The 15,097-nt window shown below is 73.3% G+C and carries 20 protein-coding genes; 11 read left to right on the top strand and 9 right to left on the bottom strand.

Annotated features, from left to right (window positions below; all coding sequences use genetic code 11):
- Nucleotides 1-11: 11 nt before the first annotated feature.
- Nucleotides 12-596 (bottom strand): flavin reductase family protein, encoded by a 585-nt coding sequence (locus ACZ4W5_RS18725; RefSeq protein WP_465655591.1) that lies wholly within the window; start codon nucleotides 594-596, stop codon nucleotides 12-14.
- A 234-nt stretch (nucleotides 597-830) separates the two neighbouring features.
- Between ACZ4W5_RS18725 and ACZ4W5_RS18720 the strand changes: the two genes are divergently transcribed.
- The 4 genes from ACZ4W5_RS18720 to ACZ4W5_RS18705 all read left to right on the top strand — a co-directional run bounded on the left by ACZ4W5_RS18720 (nucleotide 831) and on the right by ACZ4W5_RS18705 (nucleotide 3,329).
- Nucleotides 831-1,094 (top strand): hypothetical protein, encoded by a 264-nt coding sequence (locus tag ACZ4W5_RS18720; protein WP_360242769.1) that lies wholly within the window; start codon nucleotides 831-833, stop codon nucleotides 1,092-1,094.
- Nucleotides 1,095-1,171: 77 nt separating this feature from the next.
- Entirely contained in the window at nucleotides 1,172-1,498 is a 327-nt protein-coding gene (locus ACZ4W5_RS18715; protein WP_360242772.1) for a YqfO family protein, read from the top strand.
- A gap of 134 nt (nucleotides 1,499-1,632) precedes the next feature.
- Nucleotides 1,633-2,775, top strand: a complete 1,143-nt coding sequence (locus ACZ4W5_RS18710) for a serine hydrolase domain-containing protein (protein WP_360242775.1) — start codon at nucleotides 1,633-1,635, stop codon at nucleotides 2,773-2,775.
- Entirely contained in the window at nucleotides 2,772-3,329 is a 558-nt protein-coding gene (locus ACZ4W5_RS18705; RefSeq protein WP_465655589.1) for a hypothetical protein, read from the top strand. Before ACZ4W5_RS18710 ends, ACZ4W5_RS18705 begins: the two co-directional genes overlap by 4 nt.
- A 76-nt stretch (nucleotides 3,330-3,405) precedes the next feature.
- Here the strand turns inward: ACZ4W5_RS18705 and ACZ4W5_RS18700 are convergent, their stop codons facing one another.
- On the bottom strand, nucleotides 3,406-4,794 hold the full coding sequence (locus ACZ4W5_RS18700) for an alpha/beta fold hydrolase (protein ID WP_465655587.1): 1,389 nt from the start codon (nucleotides 4,792-4,794) through the stop codon (nucleotides 3,406-3,408).
- A 181-nt stretch (nucleotides 4,795-4,975) separates the two neighbouring features.
- Here ACZ4W5_RS18700 and ACZ4W5_RS18695 point away from each other — a divergent pair, with 181 nt between their 5' ends.
- A complete protein-coding gene (locus tag ACZ4W5_RS18695) occupies nucleotides 4,976-5,968 on the top strand; it encodes an ArsR/SmtB family transcription factor (protein ID WP_360242784.1) in 993 nt (330 codons plus the stop codon).
- Nucleotides 5,969-6,057: 89 nt separating this feature from the next.
- On the opposite strand, the gene ACZ4W5_RS18690 is transcribed toward ACZ4W5_RS18695, so the two are convergent.
- From ACZ4W5_RS18690 to ACZ4W5_RS18680, 3 genes are all read right to left on the bottom strand, one after another.
- Nucleotides 6,058-6,867 (bottom strand): alpha/beta fold hydrolase, encoded by an 810-nt coding sequence (locus tag ACZ4W5_RS18690; protein ID WP_360242787.1) that lies wholly within the window; start codon nucleotides 6,865-6,867, stop codon nucleotides 6,058-6,060.
- Nucleotides 6,868-6,958: 91 nt separating this feature from the next.
- Nucleotides 6,959-7,684: a hypothetical protein gene (locus ACZ4W5_RS18685; RefSeq protein ID WP_465655584.1), complete on the bottom strand. Its 726-nt coding sequence runs from the start codon at nucleotides 7,682-7,684 to the stop codon at nucleotides 6,959-6,961.
- 42 nt (nucleotides 7,685-7,726) lie between these two features.
- On the bottom strand, nucleotides 7,727-8,140 hold the full coding sequence (locus ACZ4W5_RS18680; RefSeq protein WP_465655582.1) for an ATP-binding protein: 414 nt from the start codon (nucleotides 8,138-8,140) through the stop codon (nucleotides 7,727-7,729).
- 164 nt (nucleotides 8,141-8,304) lie between these two features.
- Between ACZ4W5_RS18680 and ACZ4W5_RS18675 the strand changes: the two genes are divergently transcribed.
- From ACZ4W5_RS18675 to ACZ4W5_RS18660, 4 genes are read left to right on the top strand one after another with little or no spacing between them, the layout of a single operon-like run.
- Entirely contained in the window at nucleotides 8,305-9,159 is an 855-nt protein-coding gene (locus tag ACZ4W5_RS18675; RefSeq protein WP_360242796.1) for a helix-turn-helix domain-containing protein, read from the top strand.
- Nucleotides 9,156-9,389, top strand: coding sequence for a DUF397 domain-containing protein (locus tag ACZ4W5_RS18670; protein WP_465655580.1), 234 nt, complete (start codon nucleotides 9,156-9,158; stop codon nucleotides 9,387-9,389). Before ACZ4W5_RS18675 ends, ACZ4W5_RS18670 begins: the two co-directional genes overlap by 4 nt.
- 58 nt (nucleotides 9,390-9,447) lie before the next feature.
- Nucleotides 9,448-9,672 carry a DUF397 domain-containing protein gene (locus ACZ4W5_RS18665; RefSeq protein ID WP_465655578.1) on the top strand — a complete coding sequence of 75 codons (225 nt, stop codon included), beginning with the start codon at nucleotides 9,448-9,450 and terminating at the stop codon, nucleotides 9,670-9,672.
- 58 nt (nucleotides 9,673-9,730) lie between these two features.
- Complete coding sequence (locus ACZ4W5_RS18660) at nucleotides 9,731-9,955, top strand: DUF397 domain-containing protein (RefSeq protein WP_465655577.1); 225 nt, start codon at nucleotides 9,731-9,733, stop codon at nucleotides 9,953-9,955.
- 44 nt (nucleotides 9,956-9,999) lie between these two features.
- On the opposite strand, the gene ACZ4W5_RS18655 is transcribed toward ACZ4W5_RS18660, so the two are convergent.
- From ACZ4W5_RS18655 to ACZ4W5_RS18640, 4 genes are all read right to left on the bottom strand, one after another.
- Nucleotides 10,000-11,499 (bottom strand): outer membrane protein assembly factor BamB family protein, encoded by a 1,500-nt coding sequence (locus ACZ4W5_RS18655; protein ID WP_465655576.1) that lies wholly within the window; start codon nucleotides 11,497-11,499, stop codon nucleotides 10,000-10,002.
- Nucleotides 11,500-11,641: 142 nt separating this feature from the next.
- A complete protein-coding gene (locus ACZ4W5_RS18650) occupies nucleotides 11,642-12,217 on the bottom strand; it encodes a uridine kinase family protein (protein ID WP_465655574.1) in 576 nt (191 codons plus the stop codon).
- Between the two features lie 33 nt (nucleotides 12,218-12,250).
- A complete protein-coding gene (locus tag ACZ4W5_RS18645; RefSeq protein ID WP_465655572.1) occupies nucleotides 12,251-13,021 on the bottom strand; it encodes a DUF6215 domain-containing protein in 771 nt (256 codons plus the stop codon).
- Nucleotides 13,022-13,145: 124 nt separating this feature from the next.
- A complete protein-coding gene (locus ACZ4W5_RS18640; RefSeq protein ID WP_360229982.1) occupies nucleotides 13,146-13,517 on the bottom strand; it encodes a hypothetical protein in 372 nt (123 codons plus the stop codon).
- Between the two features lie 143 nt (nucleotides 13,518-13,660).
- On the opposite strand from ACZ4W5_RS18640, the gene ACZ4W5_RS18635 reads away from it, so the two are divergent.
- Entirely contained in the window at nucleotides 13,661-13,978 is a 318-nt protein-coding gene (locus tag ACZ4W5_RS18635) for an ArsR/SmtB family transcription factor (protein ID WP_360229984.1), read from the top strand.
- A gap of 333 nt (nucleotides 13,979-14,311) precedes the next feature.
- Complete coding sequence (locus ACZ4W5_RS18630) at nucleotides 14,312-15,001, top strand: alpha/beta hydrolase (RefSeq protein ID WP_465655569.1); 690 nt, start codon at nucleotides 14,312-14,314, stop codon at nucleotides 14,999-15,001.
- Nucleotides 15,002-15,097: the final 96 nt, after the last annotated feature.

Raw genomic sequence — 15,097 nt, 5'->3', positions numbered from 1 at the left:
GACGGGCAGGCTCACGGCGAGGCCTCCGCGGCGGCGTCGACCGGGGCCGGGGCGACCGCGGTGAACCGCCCGTAGCCACCGCGGAACAGCACCATCGGCCCGGCCTCGGCGCTGCACCCGGTTTTGGCGAGCCGGTGCACCCGGGCGACCACGATCATGTGGTCGCCCGCCGGATGCTCAGCCTCCACCGAGCACTCCAGCCAGGCCAACGCACCGTCGAGGACCGGCATCCCCGCGGGCGACGCCGACCAGGCCACCCCGTGGAACTTGGAGTCCCCGCTGGCCGTGGCCAGCCGCCGGGCCTGCCCGTACTGGCCGGCCGCCAGGAAGCAGATGCCGTGCCGCCGGCCGCCCCGCAGCCGGGGCCAACTGGTACTGGTGTGCGCCACGCAGAACGCCACCAGCGGCGGGTCCAGCGAGACGGACGTGAACGAGCTCACCAACAGCCCGACCGGCTCCCCGCCGTCCGTCCCGGTCACCGCCACCACGCCGGAGGCGAAGTGGCCCAGCACCCGCCGGAAGTCCGCCTGGTCGAACGCGTCGTCCCGGGGCTCGTCCAGCAGGTCGTTCAGTGCTTCGATACGGTTCGCTGCCATCCGGATCCTTCCACGGGTGCTCCCTGAACCGCCGTCCTGGCCGTTGTCCCGGCCATGGTCCCCCGCAGGGCTAATACAGGACTTGCCTCCGGCTAGCCTGCTCGCGCCCCGACCCGGCACCTCCGCCCCCGGGTCGGGGCGGCCGGAAGCACTTAGCCCCGACTTAGCGGCCGTTCCGACAATCGACCTCCACAGGCTGGGAGACCGGCACCCACGGACGGTGGAGGAACCGCAATGCCGCACCGAGCGAGATGGCGCACCGCCATCCCGGCCCTGCTCCGCTGGTGGCAGGGGGTCGGCGACCTGGGATACCTGATGGGCTGGGCACCCCCGCCCCCCTACTGTCCGGGGCCCACCCGGGTACCCGCCGCCCACACCGCCGCTCCCGACCCGCACCCGGCCCTGCCGTCCGGCCACCCCGAAGCCCTCGCCACCGACCGCTTGAGCCCCCTGGAGCGCCGTCTCTGGGAGGAGCTCGTTCTCCGCTTCCCCCGCTGACCGCGCCCGGCACACGCCTCGCCGAAGCGGCCCACCGACCCGACCGACCCGACCGGCCGCCCGCTAGAGTCCCCGGCATGACCCGCGTGAAGATCGAGATCTCCGTCCCCGAGAGCCACGTCGAGCAGGTCGTCGACGCCCTCCACGCCGCCGGCGCCGGCCGGCTCGGGGAGTACGCCCGCTGCACCAGCGTCTGGCGGATCACCGGCAGTTGGCTGCCCTCCCCCGCCGCCCGGCCCTACCTGGGCACGGCCGGCGAGGTGGAACGGGCCGAGGAGTGCCGGGTGGAGTCCTCCTGCGAGCGGGAGCAGGCCGCCGCCGTGCTGGCGGCCGTACGCGCCGCCCACCCCTACGAGGAGCCGGTGGTCAACTTCCTGCCGCTGTACGACCCCGCCGCGGACTGAGCCGGACGGCCCGCCCCGGCCGCCCCATCCGTACCACCCTCCCCGCCCCGGGGAATTCCCCTCGCCCCGGCCGTCCCGACGCCGTACCGTGGTCCGGTCAACGATCTTGGAGCACGCGGAGCGGGCGGTACACCATGCAGGACTACCAGGGCTGGGTCGACGAACACTACGGCGCCGTCGCGGACGCCTTCGCCGGCAACTTCGCCGACTTCCCCGAACTCGGCTCCGCCGTCACGGTCTTCGTCGGCGGCCGCAAGGTGGTCGAGCTGTGGGGCGGCACCGCCGACGAACGCACCGGCCGGGCCTGGACGCAGGACACCGTCGTCCCGGTGTTCTCCTGCGCCAAGGGCGCGGTGAGCATCAGCGCCCTGCTGCTCGCCCAGCGGGGCCGGCTCGACCTGGACGCCCCGGTCGCCCGCTACTGGCCCGAGTTCGCGCGCCACGGCAAGCAGGACATCACCACCCGGATGATCCTCGGCCACCGGGCCGGCATCCCGGCGCTGGACGCGGTGCTGCCGTTCGAGGAGGTCGCCGCCTGGGAGCCGGTGATCCGCGCGATCGAGGCCCAGCAGCCGCTCTGGGAGCCGGGCACCACCTACGAGTACCACGGCCATGTGTTCGGCTTCGCGGTCGGCGAGGTGATCCGCCGGATCACCGGCCTGACCCCGGGCGCGTTCCTGCGCAAGGAGATCGCCGAGCCGCTCGGCCTGCCGCTGTGGATCGGCCTGCCGGAGAGCGAACTCCCGCACCTGGCCCGGCTGGTGGAGGCCGACGGCCGCCGCCCGATGCCCGGCCCGGAGCACCTGCTCACCCGGATCGTCACCATGAACGGCGCCCTGGTCTTCCCCGGCCTGGACGTGCCGCACGGCTGGAACGACCCCGACCTGCACGCGGTCGAGCTCCCCGGCGCGGGCGCGGTCGCCTCCGCCACCGGGCTGGCCGGCCTCTACGCGGCCGCGGCCACCGGCCTGGACGGCGGCGAGCGGCTGCTGTCCGCCGACACCCTGACCGACGCGGTGCGCGAAGTCTCCTCCGGTGCGGGCTTCCTGGGCTTCGACCTGGGTGCCCGCTGGGGCTCCGGCCTGCTGCTGGACTCCGCCGGGTTCCGCCCGCTGCTCGGCGCGCGCAGCTTCGGCAACGACGGCGCCGGCGGCCAGTTCGCCTTCGGCGACGACGAGTTCGGCGTCGGCTTCGGCTACGTCGCCAACCGGATGATCGGCCACGGCGACGCCCGCGCCAACCGGCTCATCGAGGCGCTGCGCGGGTGCCTGGGGTGACGGCGTTCCTCGACCGGCTGATCGGACTCGCCGCCACCGCCGACCTCGGCGGGCTGGGCTACGACGCCTCGCTGCCCCGACTCGCCGCCCGCTTCGGCGACCCGTACGACTCGGGGCCGGTCCACAGGGGCACCCGCTGGCCGCACGCCTTCGGCTGGGGCGACGCGTGGACGGTGTTCTGCCGCTGCCGCCGGCTCCGCTCCTTCTCGCTGCCGACCTGGCACGGGGAGCTCGAACTCCCGGCGGACGGCCCGGAGTTGCTGACGTACGACACCCGCGTCACCGAGTCCGCGCTGGTCGCCGCGCTGACGGCGGCCGGCCTCGCCTGGGAGACCGTGACCTACGAGAACATCCCCGACCAGCGCACCCTGGAGGTGGCGCCGACCGAGGACGTCCGGGTCGCGTTCGTGCTGGCCGACCGGATCTCCCGGGACGAACCGCCCCTGGACGACTGGCTGTTGTACAAGGTCGGCCTCTGGGGCTACGACCACCCCGACTGCCCCGAGCGGGACCGCACCCTGCCGGACGACGGCTGGGGTGCGGCCGAACTCTGAGCCGGCGCCGGGCCGTTCCGTCCCCTGTGCGGAACGGCCCGCCGCCGACCGGCTACTTGAGCAGGAAGTCGACCGGCTACTTGAGCAGGAAGTCGTAGACCGCCTGCCGCCCGACCGGGTTGGCCGCCCGGGTCTGCACCGAGTGCGCCGCCCCCGGGACGATCACGATCTGCGGGTCGTGCGTCAGCTTCGCCTGCTGGTACAGCCACTCGTACGGGGTGGAGAGGTCCCGGTCCCCGCCGAGCAGCAGCACCGGCACGTCGGGCAGCTTGCGGTGCGCCGGCGGCAGCGGCGGCACCGGCTCGCGCGGCCAGTCCAGGCAGACCAGCAGGCTGCCCAGGCCGGTCGCGGTCGCCGGGTCGTACGGCCAGGTCTGCTCGGCGGTCAGCCGCTGCCGGGTGCGCTCCAGCGCGGCCGCCCGCCCCGCCACCGGGGTGTCCGAGGAGCCCCACGGGTAGCGCCCGTCGGCGCACAGGGTGGCGGCGTGCAGGCCCTGGCTGAGCAGTTCGGCCGGGGCGGCGTCGTTCTTGTGGACGTCGTCGATGAAGGCCTGGAGCTTCTGCGGGTTGCCGCCGGCCGCTTCGTGCAGGGCTTCCGGTACCCCGCCGTAGTTGGGGTCGGCGAACTCGTAGCTGGTGAGCGCGTCCAGGATCTGCGCGCCGTTGCCGTACTTCCGCACGGTGGCGGCGAGGTCGGCGGCCGGGTCGGTGGTGCAGCCGGTGGCCTGGCAGGCGGTGCGCAGCACCCGGGCGGTGGCGGGCAGCGCGACCAGGTCCATCGGGTCGTAGCCGCCCTGCGGCACCACCGAGTCGAGCACCAGCCGGTTCACGTGCGCCGGGTGGGCGAGGGCGTAGCGCTCGGCGACGAAGGTGCCGTAGGAGACGCCGTCCAGGGTCAGCCGGTGGTCGCCGAGGGCCTGGCGGAGCAGGTCGATGTCGGCGACGGTGTCCGCGCTGCTGTAGAAGCGGGCGTTCGGGCCGAGGGCGGTGGCGCAGTCGGCGATGGACTGCTTGCGGGGTAAGGCGAGGTCGGAGGAGCCCATGTCCTCCTGGAGGCCGGGGCACTGGAGGGCCCGCTCCCCGGTGCCGCGCTGGTCGTACATGATCAGGCGGTAGTCCTTGAGGACGGGTGCGATCTTGCCCGCGATCCGGCGGATCAGCGGGACGCCGGGCTGGCCGGGGCCGCCGGTGAGGAACAGCAGGTCGCCCTTGGGGGCGTCGGCGTTGCCGGTCATCGCCACGTCGAGCTGGAGGGTGCCGGGGGTCCGGCCGCTGTGGTCGAGCGGCACGGTGATGGTTCCACAGGTGAATTCGGGCGCGCCCTGGCAGGGGGCCTGCCCGGTGACGCCGCCGCCGTGGCGCTGGGGTTCGGCCGGGGCGGCGACGGCGGGGCCGGCCAGGGTGGTGCCGGCGACCACCGCGACGGCGCCCAGCAGGGCGGCGATGCGGCCGCGCGTGCTCGTCATGTTCGTCGGGGTTCCTTCCGCTCGCGCCGCGTCCGTCCTGACGCGGTCACGGGAAGAAGCCTGCGCCCGGGTGACTTCGAAGGCGAGCATTCGTGCCAGGATTCGACCAGGGTCGAAGGGTTGACGACCGAAAGGACGACAAACCCGACCGTTCCGGCAGGCTGGCAGAGGGGTGGACGGCATGATCCGGCTCACGATCGACTCGACCGGGCTCGCCCGCACCCGGTTCGTCGTCTCGCCGTTGCACGAGGCGGTCAACACCCTGACGGCCGCCTCCGCGCTCAACTCCCGTACCGGCCCGTACGCCTGGGTCGGCCGGTCCCGCCGGGTGCTGCGCCGGGAGGGGCTGGAGCTGCTGTCCGGGCTGGCGCTGGAGCGGGCCGGCGGCTACCTCCCCGACTTCCTCGCCCCGCACCCGACCGGGCCGGACCCGACGATCGCCGAGCAGCTGGAGGCCGTCCGCCGCGCCGACCCGGACCGGGTGCTGGCCGAGTTGGACACCGTCCGCCACGGGCTGCCCGCCGCCAACCTGGCCGGCCGGCCGCTGCCGGACGTGGTGCTGAGCGCGCTGCGGCGCGGCCCGCGCCACTTCGCCGAGCGGGTCGCGGACGAGCTGGGGCGGTACTGGGAGCTGGCGGTCGCCCCGTACTGGCCGGACGCCCGCGCGGTACTGGAGGCCGAGATCGACCAGCGCGGCCGGCACGTCGCCCGGTACGGCACCGGGTCGCTGTTCAACTCGCTCTCCCCGGAACTCTCCTGGTCGGACGGGCTGATCCAGCTGGAGAGCCGCTTCGAGGTGGACCTGCCGGCCCGCATGGTGCTGCTGATGCCGACGCTGGTCAGCCGCTCGATCCACGTCATCCTCGACACGGTCGACGGCTGCCACCGGGCGCCGACGCTGATGTACCCGATCACGCCGTCCGTGCCCGCGCCCCGGACACCCGCACCCGCCCTGGCCCAGCTGGTCGGGCCGACCCGGGCGGACCTGCTGGCCGCACTGGTGGACCCGGCGACCACCGCGGCGCTGGCCGCCCGGCACTTCCTCAGCCCCGGAACGGTCTCGTACCACCTGGGGGTGCTGCACCGCTCGGGGCTGGTCAGCCGGGTGCGCAGCGGGCGGGAGGTGCTGTACCGGCGGACGCCGCGCGGGGAGGAGCTGGTGACGTCGCACTGAGGAGCGCACCGATGAGCGCACTGCGGAGCGCACGGCGATGGGCGCATGAGCGGGCGCGTGCTCCTGATTTCGCGCCCCTCAGGTCCGTTTCACACCAACGCGCGCGGGAGCACCACCCGCACCCATTCCTCCGGCTGCGACAGGTGCGGAGCGTGACCGGCGCCCTGGTAGAGGTGCCGTTCCGCCTTCGGGAGGGTGAGGTCGATGATGTCCAGCACCTCGCCGTACATCGGCGGACTGTCGTCGCTCTGCGTGAGCAGCACGGCCTCGTTGAAGCCGCTGAGCGCGGTCAGGTCCAGATCCAGCGCGTCCGGGTCCCGCAGCTCGTCCAGGTAGGTCGGGGCATTGCGGATGAAGGTGTGCCGCACCGGCGCGGGCAACTGGGCCCACGCCCCCGGCCCGAAGGCGACGGTCTCCACGAACAGCTCCGCTGCCGCGGCCGACTCCGCCTGCTCCAGCAGCTCCCGGACGGCGGCGGTCCGGGAGGCGAGGGCGGCGGCGATCGGCCGCAGCTCCGGGTCGGTGAGCAGGATGCCGGTGCCGGGCGGCTCGTGCACAGCGAGGCCCCGTAGCAGGTCGGGCCGGACGGAGGCGAGCCGCAGCGCGATCAGCGCACCGTACGAGTTCCCGGCGACGAAGGCCGGAGCGAGCCCGAGGCCCTCGATCAGCCCGGCCAGGTCGGCGGCGTCCTCGTGCACCGAGCCCTGGGTCAGCGGGTCCTCGCTGCGGCTGTGGCCCCGGCGGTCGTAGGCGACGACGGTGGTGGACTCGGCCAGGCCCGGCATCACCCGGGCCCACGAGTCACCGTCGGTCCACGAGCCGTGCACCAGGACGACACCGGGGCCTTCGCCTTGGGCCTCGTAGTGCAGCCCGACCCCGTTCACCCTGATCTCGGCCATCACGAGCCTCCCGATCTCGGCGGTGCTCCCTCACCAGCCTGACACAGGCACGCGGAACGGACAGTCCGGTCAGGCGGGACGGACGGTCCGGTCAGATCGGGGACTCGAAGAGGTGGGGCTCCCAGTGACCGAGCCAGGAGCAGGTGGAGGAGGGCAGGGCCAGGCCCTCGGTGGACTCGTCGTACGGGAGGAAGGAGGTGGGCGCGAACCAGCCCTCACCGGGGTCGATGCGCAGGCGGAGCAGGCGCAGCGGGCGGTGCAGGGCGAGGTAGGCGCGCAGGTCGTCGGTGGAGGGGTGGTGGTCCTCGTAGCGGTCCTGGACGCAGCGGCAGATGGTCAGGATGTCGGTGTCGGCGAGGAGGAGGTAGCGGGGGCCGGGGCCGAGGTTCACGCAGAGTCGTCGGCGGGCCTTCCGGCGCTCGCCGTAGGGGAGGTTCTGGTGGTTGTCGACGTGGAGGCCGGGACGTCGGGCGGACTCGGGGAGGACGTGGGTGGTGGGCAGGCCCGGCGGGTCCTCGGCGTCACCGAGGGTGATCGGGTGGGGGTCGCCGAGGGTCTCGACCAGGGCGGCGACGGTGTCGCGGTCGGTGACGGTGTCGGGGAGCCGGAACAGCTCGACCAGACCGGAGGCGGGGGTGAAGTAGCCGGGGGCGAACCGCTCGGGGTAGCCGCCGGGCAGGGGCTCCCAGGCGTCGGGGTCGGGGACGACGGCGCAGGTCTCGTAGTCGGGCTCGAAGTAGAGCCGGCGGGGGCGGCCGTAGTCGCAACGGGCGTGCAGGGCGGCGGGGTTGCGGAAGGCGATCGCGGCGGGGTGCATGGCGGGTGGACTTCCTCGGGGTAGGTGGAGGGTCGGCGGGGGTCAGGTGAGGAGGACGCGCGCCCAGACGCGCTTGCCCGAGCCCCGGCGGACGACGACGCCGAAGTCGAGCGAGAGCTCACGGACGAGCTGGATGCCCCGGCCGCCCTCGTTGAAGCGGCGCAGGCGGGGCTTCTGGAGCGGCAGGTCGAAGCGCGGGTCCCACACTTCGAGGCGGCAGTCGCCGCCGAACTCCTGGAGGTAGAGGCGGATTTCGCCGTGGCCCTGGCAGGCGTGGACGACGGCGTTGGTGACGAGCTCGGAGCCGATGAGGACGAGGTCGTCGACCGTGTCGCCGCAGTAGCCCCAGAAGCCCAGCTGGTTGCGGATGTGGTGGCGGGCGGTGCGGACCGAGGTGGAGTGCTCGGTGAGGGTGAGCTCGGAGGTGCGGAGGAGAGGTGTGCTCAACGCGGACATGGGTGCCCCTTCGCTTCGACACGACGTCAGGTGCGTGTCCGTGCGGTCACGTTGAGTGTGGGGGAGTTCGATTCGAATTTGCAACCCGAACGCCACCAAAGAAGAAACAAATTAGTTGATCTTGAACGCGGCTAGACTGGCCGCACATCCAAGGGAGGGCAGCGTTGGGCACAGACCCGTCAGCGATCAGGAACATCCGCCTCGGCGAGGAACTACGGCAGTGGCGGCTGGAGAACAACAAGACGCTGGCCGACGTCACCGCCGGTCTGAGGGGCTGGAATCCTGCCCGGCTGAGCAAGATCGAACGAGCCCGTCTACCAGTGAGCGCCGCCGACTTGGCCACCTACCTGGACCACTGCGGGATCACGGGGGATGACCGCGCCGAGATCGAGCGTCTCGCCACGGACAGTCCTTCGAAGCACTGGTGGGAAGACCACGAGTTTGCCGACACAATCAGCGCCGCGTTCGCGGAGTTCCTCGGCCTCGAAGCTGATGCGACGCACATGCTCGACTACTTCCTGTCCGCCTTCCCCGGTCTGCTCCAGACCGAGAGTTATGCGCGAGAGGTGATCGCCGCCGGTCTCGACGGCCTCAGCGACGACCAGCGTGAGGCCGCGGCAGAGATTCGAGTCCTACGCCAGCGCCGACTGACCGAGGAACCCCGGATCAATCTGGAGGCTTACTTCGGTGAGGTCGCGCTCCTGGTCGGTGGCGACCGCGACATTCTGGCTGGTCAGATCCGTCATGCCATCGATGTGGCACAGCAGCCGAACGTGACCCTGCGCATGGTCCCGCTGAGCGCAGGACGCCAAGCAATCCTCTCTTCCGGCCTCACCCTGATGCACTTCTCCGGCGAGGAGAGCTTCGTCTTCATCGAAGCCGCCGGAGGTATGCTCCCGCGTAAGTCGGGACGCGATGTACGACGAGCCGAACGCGCCTTCGCTCGGCTGAAGCGACATTCGCTGTCGCCGGAGGACACCATCACCGCACTTGAGCACAAGTTGGAAGAGTTGACGTGATCAGCAAGCACGACCCCTACTCCCACGATCCTGCTGACGCCGACTGGGTCAAGTCCCCTTTCTCCGGCGACTCCAACGGCAACTGCGTGATCATCGCCCGCTTCGACAACGGCGACGTCTGGCTCGGCGACGACAAGAACCCCGACCGCCCCCACCTCGCCTTCGACCAGGCCGAGTGGACCGCCTTCGTCCAGGCCATCGAAGCCCGCGACCCCCGCTTCACCGCCTAACCTGACAGTGGCCCTGCTCGACACAACGAGCAGGGCCACCGGCCATCGGGAGGCAATCATGCACAACCCGTACAACCACAACCCCGCCGACGCCCAGTGGGTCAAGTCCCCCTTCTCCGGTGACGACAACGGCAGTTGCGTGATCATCGCCCGCTTCGACAACGGCGACGTCTGGCTCGGCGACGACAAGAACCCCAACCGCCCCCACCTCGCCTTCAACCACGCCGAGTGGACCGCCTTCATCCAGGCCATCGAAGCCCGCGCCCCCCACTTCACCGCCTAACCTGACAGCGGCCCTGCTCGACACAACGAGCAGGGCCACCGGCCATCGGGAGGCAATCATGCACAACCCGTACAACCACAACCCCGCCGACGCCCAGTGGGTCAAGTCCCCTTTCTCCGCCGATGACAACGGCGACTGCGTGACCATCGCCCGCTTCGCCAATGGCGACGTCTGGCTCGGCGACGACAAGAACCCCAACCGCCCCCACCTCGCCTTCGACCAGGCCGAGTGGACCGCCTTCGTCCAGGCCATCGAAGCCCGCGACCCCCGCTTCACCGCCTGACAGACCCTCCGGCCCGGCCCGTTCACCAACGGGCCGGGCCGTGCTCAGCCGATTCCCCGGACCGGCGGCTCGTCCCTGGTCCCGTCCTCCGCGACGACCGTGAACTGCTCCCTGCCCGCCACCGACAGGTCCACCGGGTACAGCGAGGCCGTGTCGTTGACGTCCAGCTCGCGGCTCTGCCGTCCGGTCGCCGCGTCGATCCGGGTCAGCTTGTCGCGGGTCATCGCCCACACCGACGTCCCGTCGACCAGCACGCCCGTCACCTGGTCGTCCAGGCCCGCCGTCCACTGCTTGGTGCCGTCCGCGAGGGAGTAGGCGACCAGCCGCCCGGTGGCGGTGCGGCTCGGGTGCGGGCCGCCGCTGATGCTGACGTCGCCCTGCCGCTCCCCCGGCACGATGAACAGGTCTCCGACCACCATCCCGCCGAGCAGGGGCCGGGCGGTGAACTCGTCGAAGGCGTGGACCCCGCCCAGCATCACGTCCAGGTCGTACTCGTCCCCGGAGACGGGGATCGCCGCGCGCCGGCGGCCCGTCCGGTCGAAGCTGAGCACCGCGTGGGTGCCGCGCTCGGCCTGGGCGTCGACCCAGACCGCGAGCGGGTCGACGGACACCACCATGAAGTTCTTGAGCCCGCCCTCGGCCGCCATGGCCGCCCGCGTCCGCCCCTGCCCGTCCCCGGGCACCAGGGTGCGCACGACCGCCGTCCCGTCACCGCACGCCGCGGCCGTCACCACGTCCTGGTCCCCGCCCGCGACCTCGATCGGGGTGCACCCGGCGTCGGGCGCGCTGCGCCACAGCTCCTGGCCGTCGGTCAGCCGGACGGCCCGCCAGCCGTCGGTGCCCTGCAGCACGGCCTGGGCGCCCGCCACCGCGACGAGGTCGGAGTCCGCGCTGTCCCCGTCCCGGGCGGGGGCATTCACGGTGGCGGTCCAGCCCTGCTTGCCGTCCGCGAGGTCCAGCGAGGTCACCGCCGCGCAGGGCTTGCCGCGCGGCGAATGCCCGACCAGGCCGATGCCACCCGCTCCGATCCCCCGGCTCATCGTGCACACGGAGTCGGAGCCCGGCGGCGTCCACTGCCAGGCGACCGACCCGCCGCCGCTGCGGTAGGCCACCACCTGGTCGGGACGGACCCGCACGACCAGGCTGCCGTTGGTCCAGCTGCCGACGGCGCGGACGGTGGCCGGGTGGTCCGCCGGGGCCTTCCAGGAGTCGTTGAGGCCGTCCCCGGCGAAGCAGAAGAAGACCCCCAGGCCCAGCACGGTGCCGACGGCCGCCGCGGGGAGCCCGCGCCTGGGGTGGATCAGCGCCCAGACGAAGCCGGCGCCGCAGGGCAGCAGGCCGAGGATGCTGATGGCGCCCAGGTAGCCCAGGCTCTCGCCGCCGAACCCGTTCGCGGGGCCGAACAGCACGGCCAGGCCCATGCTCGCGAACAGGGCCCCGAGCACGCCGCCGGTCAGTACGGCCCCGGTCTCCCTGTGCTCGGCGAACCTGGCGGCCCACCTCGACCTTGCCCGGACGACGCTGTCCTCGGGCCGCTCGGCCATGCCCGTCTCTCCCCTGCGAAGCGCCGCCCCCGCAGTGGGGCGTCGATCATCGGATCGTCGCAGAGCAGGGCAAATTCCTGAACAAAGAGCAGGAAAAACCACGTCCTGCCCTGCACATGGGAGGCCCTGACCGGCGCGATCGTTACGAATCGCGCCCTACAGCCCCGGGGCCGGCCGCCCCGCGCACCGCCTCCCACACCTGCCCGGCCAGCGCCTCCGGAGCCCGGGCACCGTCGACCACCAGGTCGCACTCCCACCGCAGCGGCTCGACGTGGCGCTCGTGGGCGGCCCGCCGGTGCCGGACGTAGTTGCGCAGCAGCACCTCCAGCGGAAAGCCGCCCGCGAGGCACTTGCGATCGATCTTGCGGACCAGCCGGAGGTCCGCCGCCAGGTCGACGAACACGTCGACGCGACGGCAGGGGCGCTGCGGGGCGACCCGGCGGGCGAACAGCCCCTCCACGACCACCACCGGGGTCCGGGCGAGCGCGGCGTCGACGTCGGCGGCCAGCCGCCCGCCGTCCACCGACTCCGGGTGCCCCACGTCCAGCCGCAGCACCCCGGTCTCGTCCGGCGCCCACACGCCGGCTCGGCCCGGCTCGGCGAAGTAGTAGTCGTCCCCGTGCAGCACCCGCACCCGCTCCGGGCCGACGGTGGCCGCCAGCGTCACGGCCAGCGTTGTCTTGCCCGCACCGGCCCCGCCGGTCAGCGTCACCAGCATCTCCGCCCCCTCCTCGTCAGCCGCGGCCCGTCGTCAGCTCGCCGCCCAGCCCGGGAGGCCCGGAAGCACCGCCTCGGCGAGGCGGTAGAGGGCGGCGTCGTCGATCGGCAGCGAGTCCTTGCGCCAGACGCTGACCTCGAAGCTGCCGCCGCTCCCGTCCGGGTTCTTCGCCACGGCGAGCGCGTGGGCGGGGGCGCCGGTGCCCGTGGTGGACTTGCCGCCGCCGAGGGAGAAGGACAGCGTCATCGTGGGGGCGCGGTAGAACAGCGCCTTGTGCCCGAGGACGGGTGCGCGCGGGTCCGCCGACGGGTAGAGCCGGGCGTAGTCGTCCACGTCGACGTCCGTACTGTCCGCGAGCTGGACGTAGAGCTCGCCGAACTGCACCTCCGCCGCGCCGTAGCCGTCCTTGTCCAGGCCCGGCCCGCCGCTCAGCGTCATCCCGGCCTGCGCCACCAGCACCCGCTCCTTCGGCACGCCCATCAGCACCGGCAGGTCGGGGCGGTTGAGCGCGGCGCACAGCGCCGGGTACCTGGCCGAGTCCGTCGGCTTCGCCGGACTGCACTTCGCCGGCGTGTTGCTCGGCCCGAGGCCCCGGCCGTCCCCGGTCAGGTACCAGAGGCCGGCCAGCAGCGCCCCCACCAGGACGACCGCGAGGGCGACCTGCAAGCCCACCCGCGGCGCCCGGGCGCCGGCTTCGGGGCCGGGCTCCGGCCCCGTCCCGGGCTCCGTCTCGGCCGCTGGCTCCGGCTTCGGCTCCGGCTCGGTGGTGCCGGTCTCCACGATTCCCCCACGATCACCAGTCACCGGCGGACCCTATCCCCGTCGGCGCCCGTCCGCACCGGATTTCCCCGACCCCGAGGCCGGACCCCGAGGCCGGACCCCGAGGCCGGACCCCGAGGCCGGCTCCCACCCGCGTGGGGACGACGTGTCAGTCCGCGAAGACGGCCCGGTCCTTCACGAACTCGACGTACTCGAACACCGCCCCGCCAGGGTGCCGGACGGTCGCGTTGCGGCCGGTCGGCACCTCGTTGGGGCCGTCCAGCAGTTCGCCCCCCAAGGCGGCCAGCAGCGGCCCGAGGCCGTCCAGGTCGTCGACCAGCAGCGTGCTCTGCACCCTGCGGAAGCGCGCCAGCGCCTCCTCCGGGCCGGCGACGACCAGCAGGCCGCCGATCCGCGCGACCTCCACCCCCGCGTAGGGGAAGCGCAACCCCTCGCGCTCGCCGGTGAGTTCGCGCAGCGTGGGCAGGACCGTGTCGAGGTCGTCCACGTACACCCGGGCCAGCGTCTCCAGCACCTTCATCGTCACAACCTCCGCAGGATCCAGTCGACCGTCAGGACAGTTCGAATTTCCCGAACTGTCGAACTGGGATACTAGACAGCGCGCCGCCCCACCGCCAGGGCCGGCCGGAACCAGTGCCGGACCCGAGGAGCCCGAGGACCCCGATGCGGACCCTGACCCAGCCCCACCCCGAGGACTTCGACCTCGCCACCGTCCTGCACGCCCTCGGCGACCCGGTCCGGCTCCAACTCGTCCGCCGCCTCGCCGAGGAGGGCGAGACCACCTGCAGCCCCGAGGGGCTCACCGTCCCCAAGTCGACGCTGTCCAACCACTGGCGGATCCTCCGCGAGGCCGGCCTGGTCACCGTCCGCACCAGCGGCCGGGCCCGCCTGGTCACGCTCCGCCGCGACGAGCTCGACGCCCGCCTCCCCGGCCTGCTCGCCGCCGTGCTCGACGCGCCCGCGCTCCGTCGCGACCGGTGACCAACGACCGTACTCCCGAGCCGGGTTGAGGCGCGGCGGGAGGCGGGCGCCCCGACCGGGTGGGTCGCGGCGCCCGACCGTACGTGGACGCACAGCCGCTCGTTCTGCTGTGCCCCGGTGCTTCCCCTGGCCATCGGGTCAACGACTGGGTCCGGTGGTCCCTCCTCACGCATTGCGACCCACCGCCGGAACCGTAGAATCCGGGTGTTCCGGGAGCCCAGCCCTTCGGGAACCCGGCCGTTCGGGAGCCCTGCCGTTCGGGGAATCCGGCCGTCCCGCCGAGGGGCCACCCCTGGCAGCACCGTCCCCCGACCGTCCGCAGGAAGGATCGGCGTGTTCCGAGCGCAGCGCCCGCACACCGCACAGCTCACCCCGTGGGAGGGCGACGGACCGGTCTCCGGCGTCGCCCTGCTGCTCCCCGGCGGGTTCATCCGCAGCCGGCGCGGACCGCTGCGGCTCGCCGAGCTCGGCCTCCAGGGACTCACCGCCGAACTCGCCGACCGCGGCCGCCCGCACGGCCTCGCGGTGCACCTGCTGCGCTACCGCCACGGCGGCTGGAACGGCGCCGACGCCGACACCGCCGTCGACACCCGGTGGGCGCTGGAGGAACTCGACCGCCGCTACCCGGGCGTGCCGGTGGTGCTCATCGGGAACTCGCTCGGTGGACGGGCCGCGTTCTGGTGCGCGGGGCACCCGAACGTCGTCGGGGTGGCCGGGCTCGCCCCCTGGCTGCCCACCGGCGACCGGGTCGACCAGCTCGCCGGGCGGCGGGTGCTGATCGTGCACGGCACCGCCGACCACAGCGCGGCCAACGCCGCCCAGTCGCTGGAGTACGCGCTGCGCGCCCGGGAGGTCGCGCCCGACCTCGCGCGGTACGAGGTGCCCGGCGGGAGCCACTACCTGGTCCGGCAGAGCGCCGACATCAATGCGCTGATCACGGACTTCACCCTGACCGCGCTGGGCGCCGAGGCCGCGCCGCTGGCGGCGGGGGCGGTCTGTACCCGGCTGCCGGTCCGGGCGTAGTCGCGGGGCTGGCGCCCGGGGGGGGGGGGGGGGGGGGGGGGGGGGGGGGGGGGGGGGGGGGGGGGGGGGGGTGTGGGGTGGGTGGTAGATGGGCGT

The sequence above is a fragment of the Kitasatospora sp. NPDC029367 genome, from assembly GCF_055569135.1.
The sequence above is the reverse complement of the archived record's forward strand: the minus strand, read 5'-3'. Positions and strand labels throughout refer to the sequence as shown.

Coding starts and splice junctions, on each gene's coding strand:
- ACZ4W5_RS18650 (WP_465655574.1), bottom strand. CDS start 12,217: ATGCTGGTGACGCTGACCGGCGGGGCCGGTGCGGGCAAGACAACGCTG.
- ACZ4W5_RS18665 (WP_465655578.1), top strand. CDS start 9,448: ATGCACAACCCGTACAACCACAACCCCGCCGACGCCCAGTGGGTCAAG.
- ACZ4W5_RS18680 (WP_465655582.1), bottom strand. CDS start 8,140: ATGTCCGCGTTGAGCACACCTCTCCTCCGCACCTCCGAGCTCACCCTC.
- ACZ4W5_RS18710 (WP_360242775.1), top strand. CDS start 1,633: ATGCAGGACTACCAGGGCTGGGTCGACGAACACTACGGCGCCGTCGCG.
- ACZ4W5_RS18685 (WP_465655584.1), bottom strand. CDS start 7,684: ATGCACCCCGCCGCGATCGCCTTCCGCAACCCCGCCGCCCTGCACGCC.
- ACZ4W5_RS18635 (WP_360229984.1), top strand. CDS start 13,661: ATGCGGACCCTGACCCAGCCCCACCCCGAGGACTTCGACCTCGCCACC.
- ACZ4W5_RS18725 (WP_465655591.1), bottom strand. CDS start 596: ATGGCAGCGAACCGTATCGAAGCACTGAACGACCTGCTGGACGAGCCC.
- ACZ4W5_RS18700 (WP_465655587.1), bottom strand. CDS start 4,794: ATGACGAGCACGCGCGGCCGCATCGCCGCCCTGCTGGGCGCCGTCGCG.
- ACZ4W5_RS18690 (WP_360242787.1), bottom strand. CDS start 6,867: ATGGCCGAGATCAGGGTGAACGGGGTCGGGCTGCACTACGAGGCCCAA.
- ACZ4W5_RS18660 (WP_465655577.1), top strand. CDS start 9,731: ATGCACAACCCGTACAACCACAACCCCGCCGACGCCCAGTGGGTCAAG.
- ACZ4W5_RS18715 (WP_360242772.1), top strand. CDS start 1,172: ATGACCCGCGTGAAGATCGAGATCTCCGTCCCCGAGAGCCACGTCGAG.
- ACZ4W5_RS18695 (WP_360242784.1), top strand. CDS start 4,976: ATGATCCGGCTCACGATCGACTCGACCGGGCTCGCCCGCACCCGGTTC.
- ACZ4W5_RS18720 (WP_360242769.1), top strand. CDS start 831: ATGCCGCACCGAGCGAGATGGCGCACCGCCATCCCGGCCCTGCTCCGC.
- ACZ4W5_RS18640 (WP_360229982.1), bottom strand. CDS start 13,517: ATGAAGGTGCTGGAGACGCTGGCCCGGGTGTACGTGGACGACCTCGAC.
- ACZ4W5_RS18655 (WP_465655576.1), bottom strand. CDS start 11,499: ATGGCCGAGCGGCCCGAGGACAGCGTCGTCCGGGCAAGGTCGAGGTGG.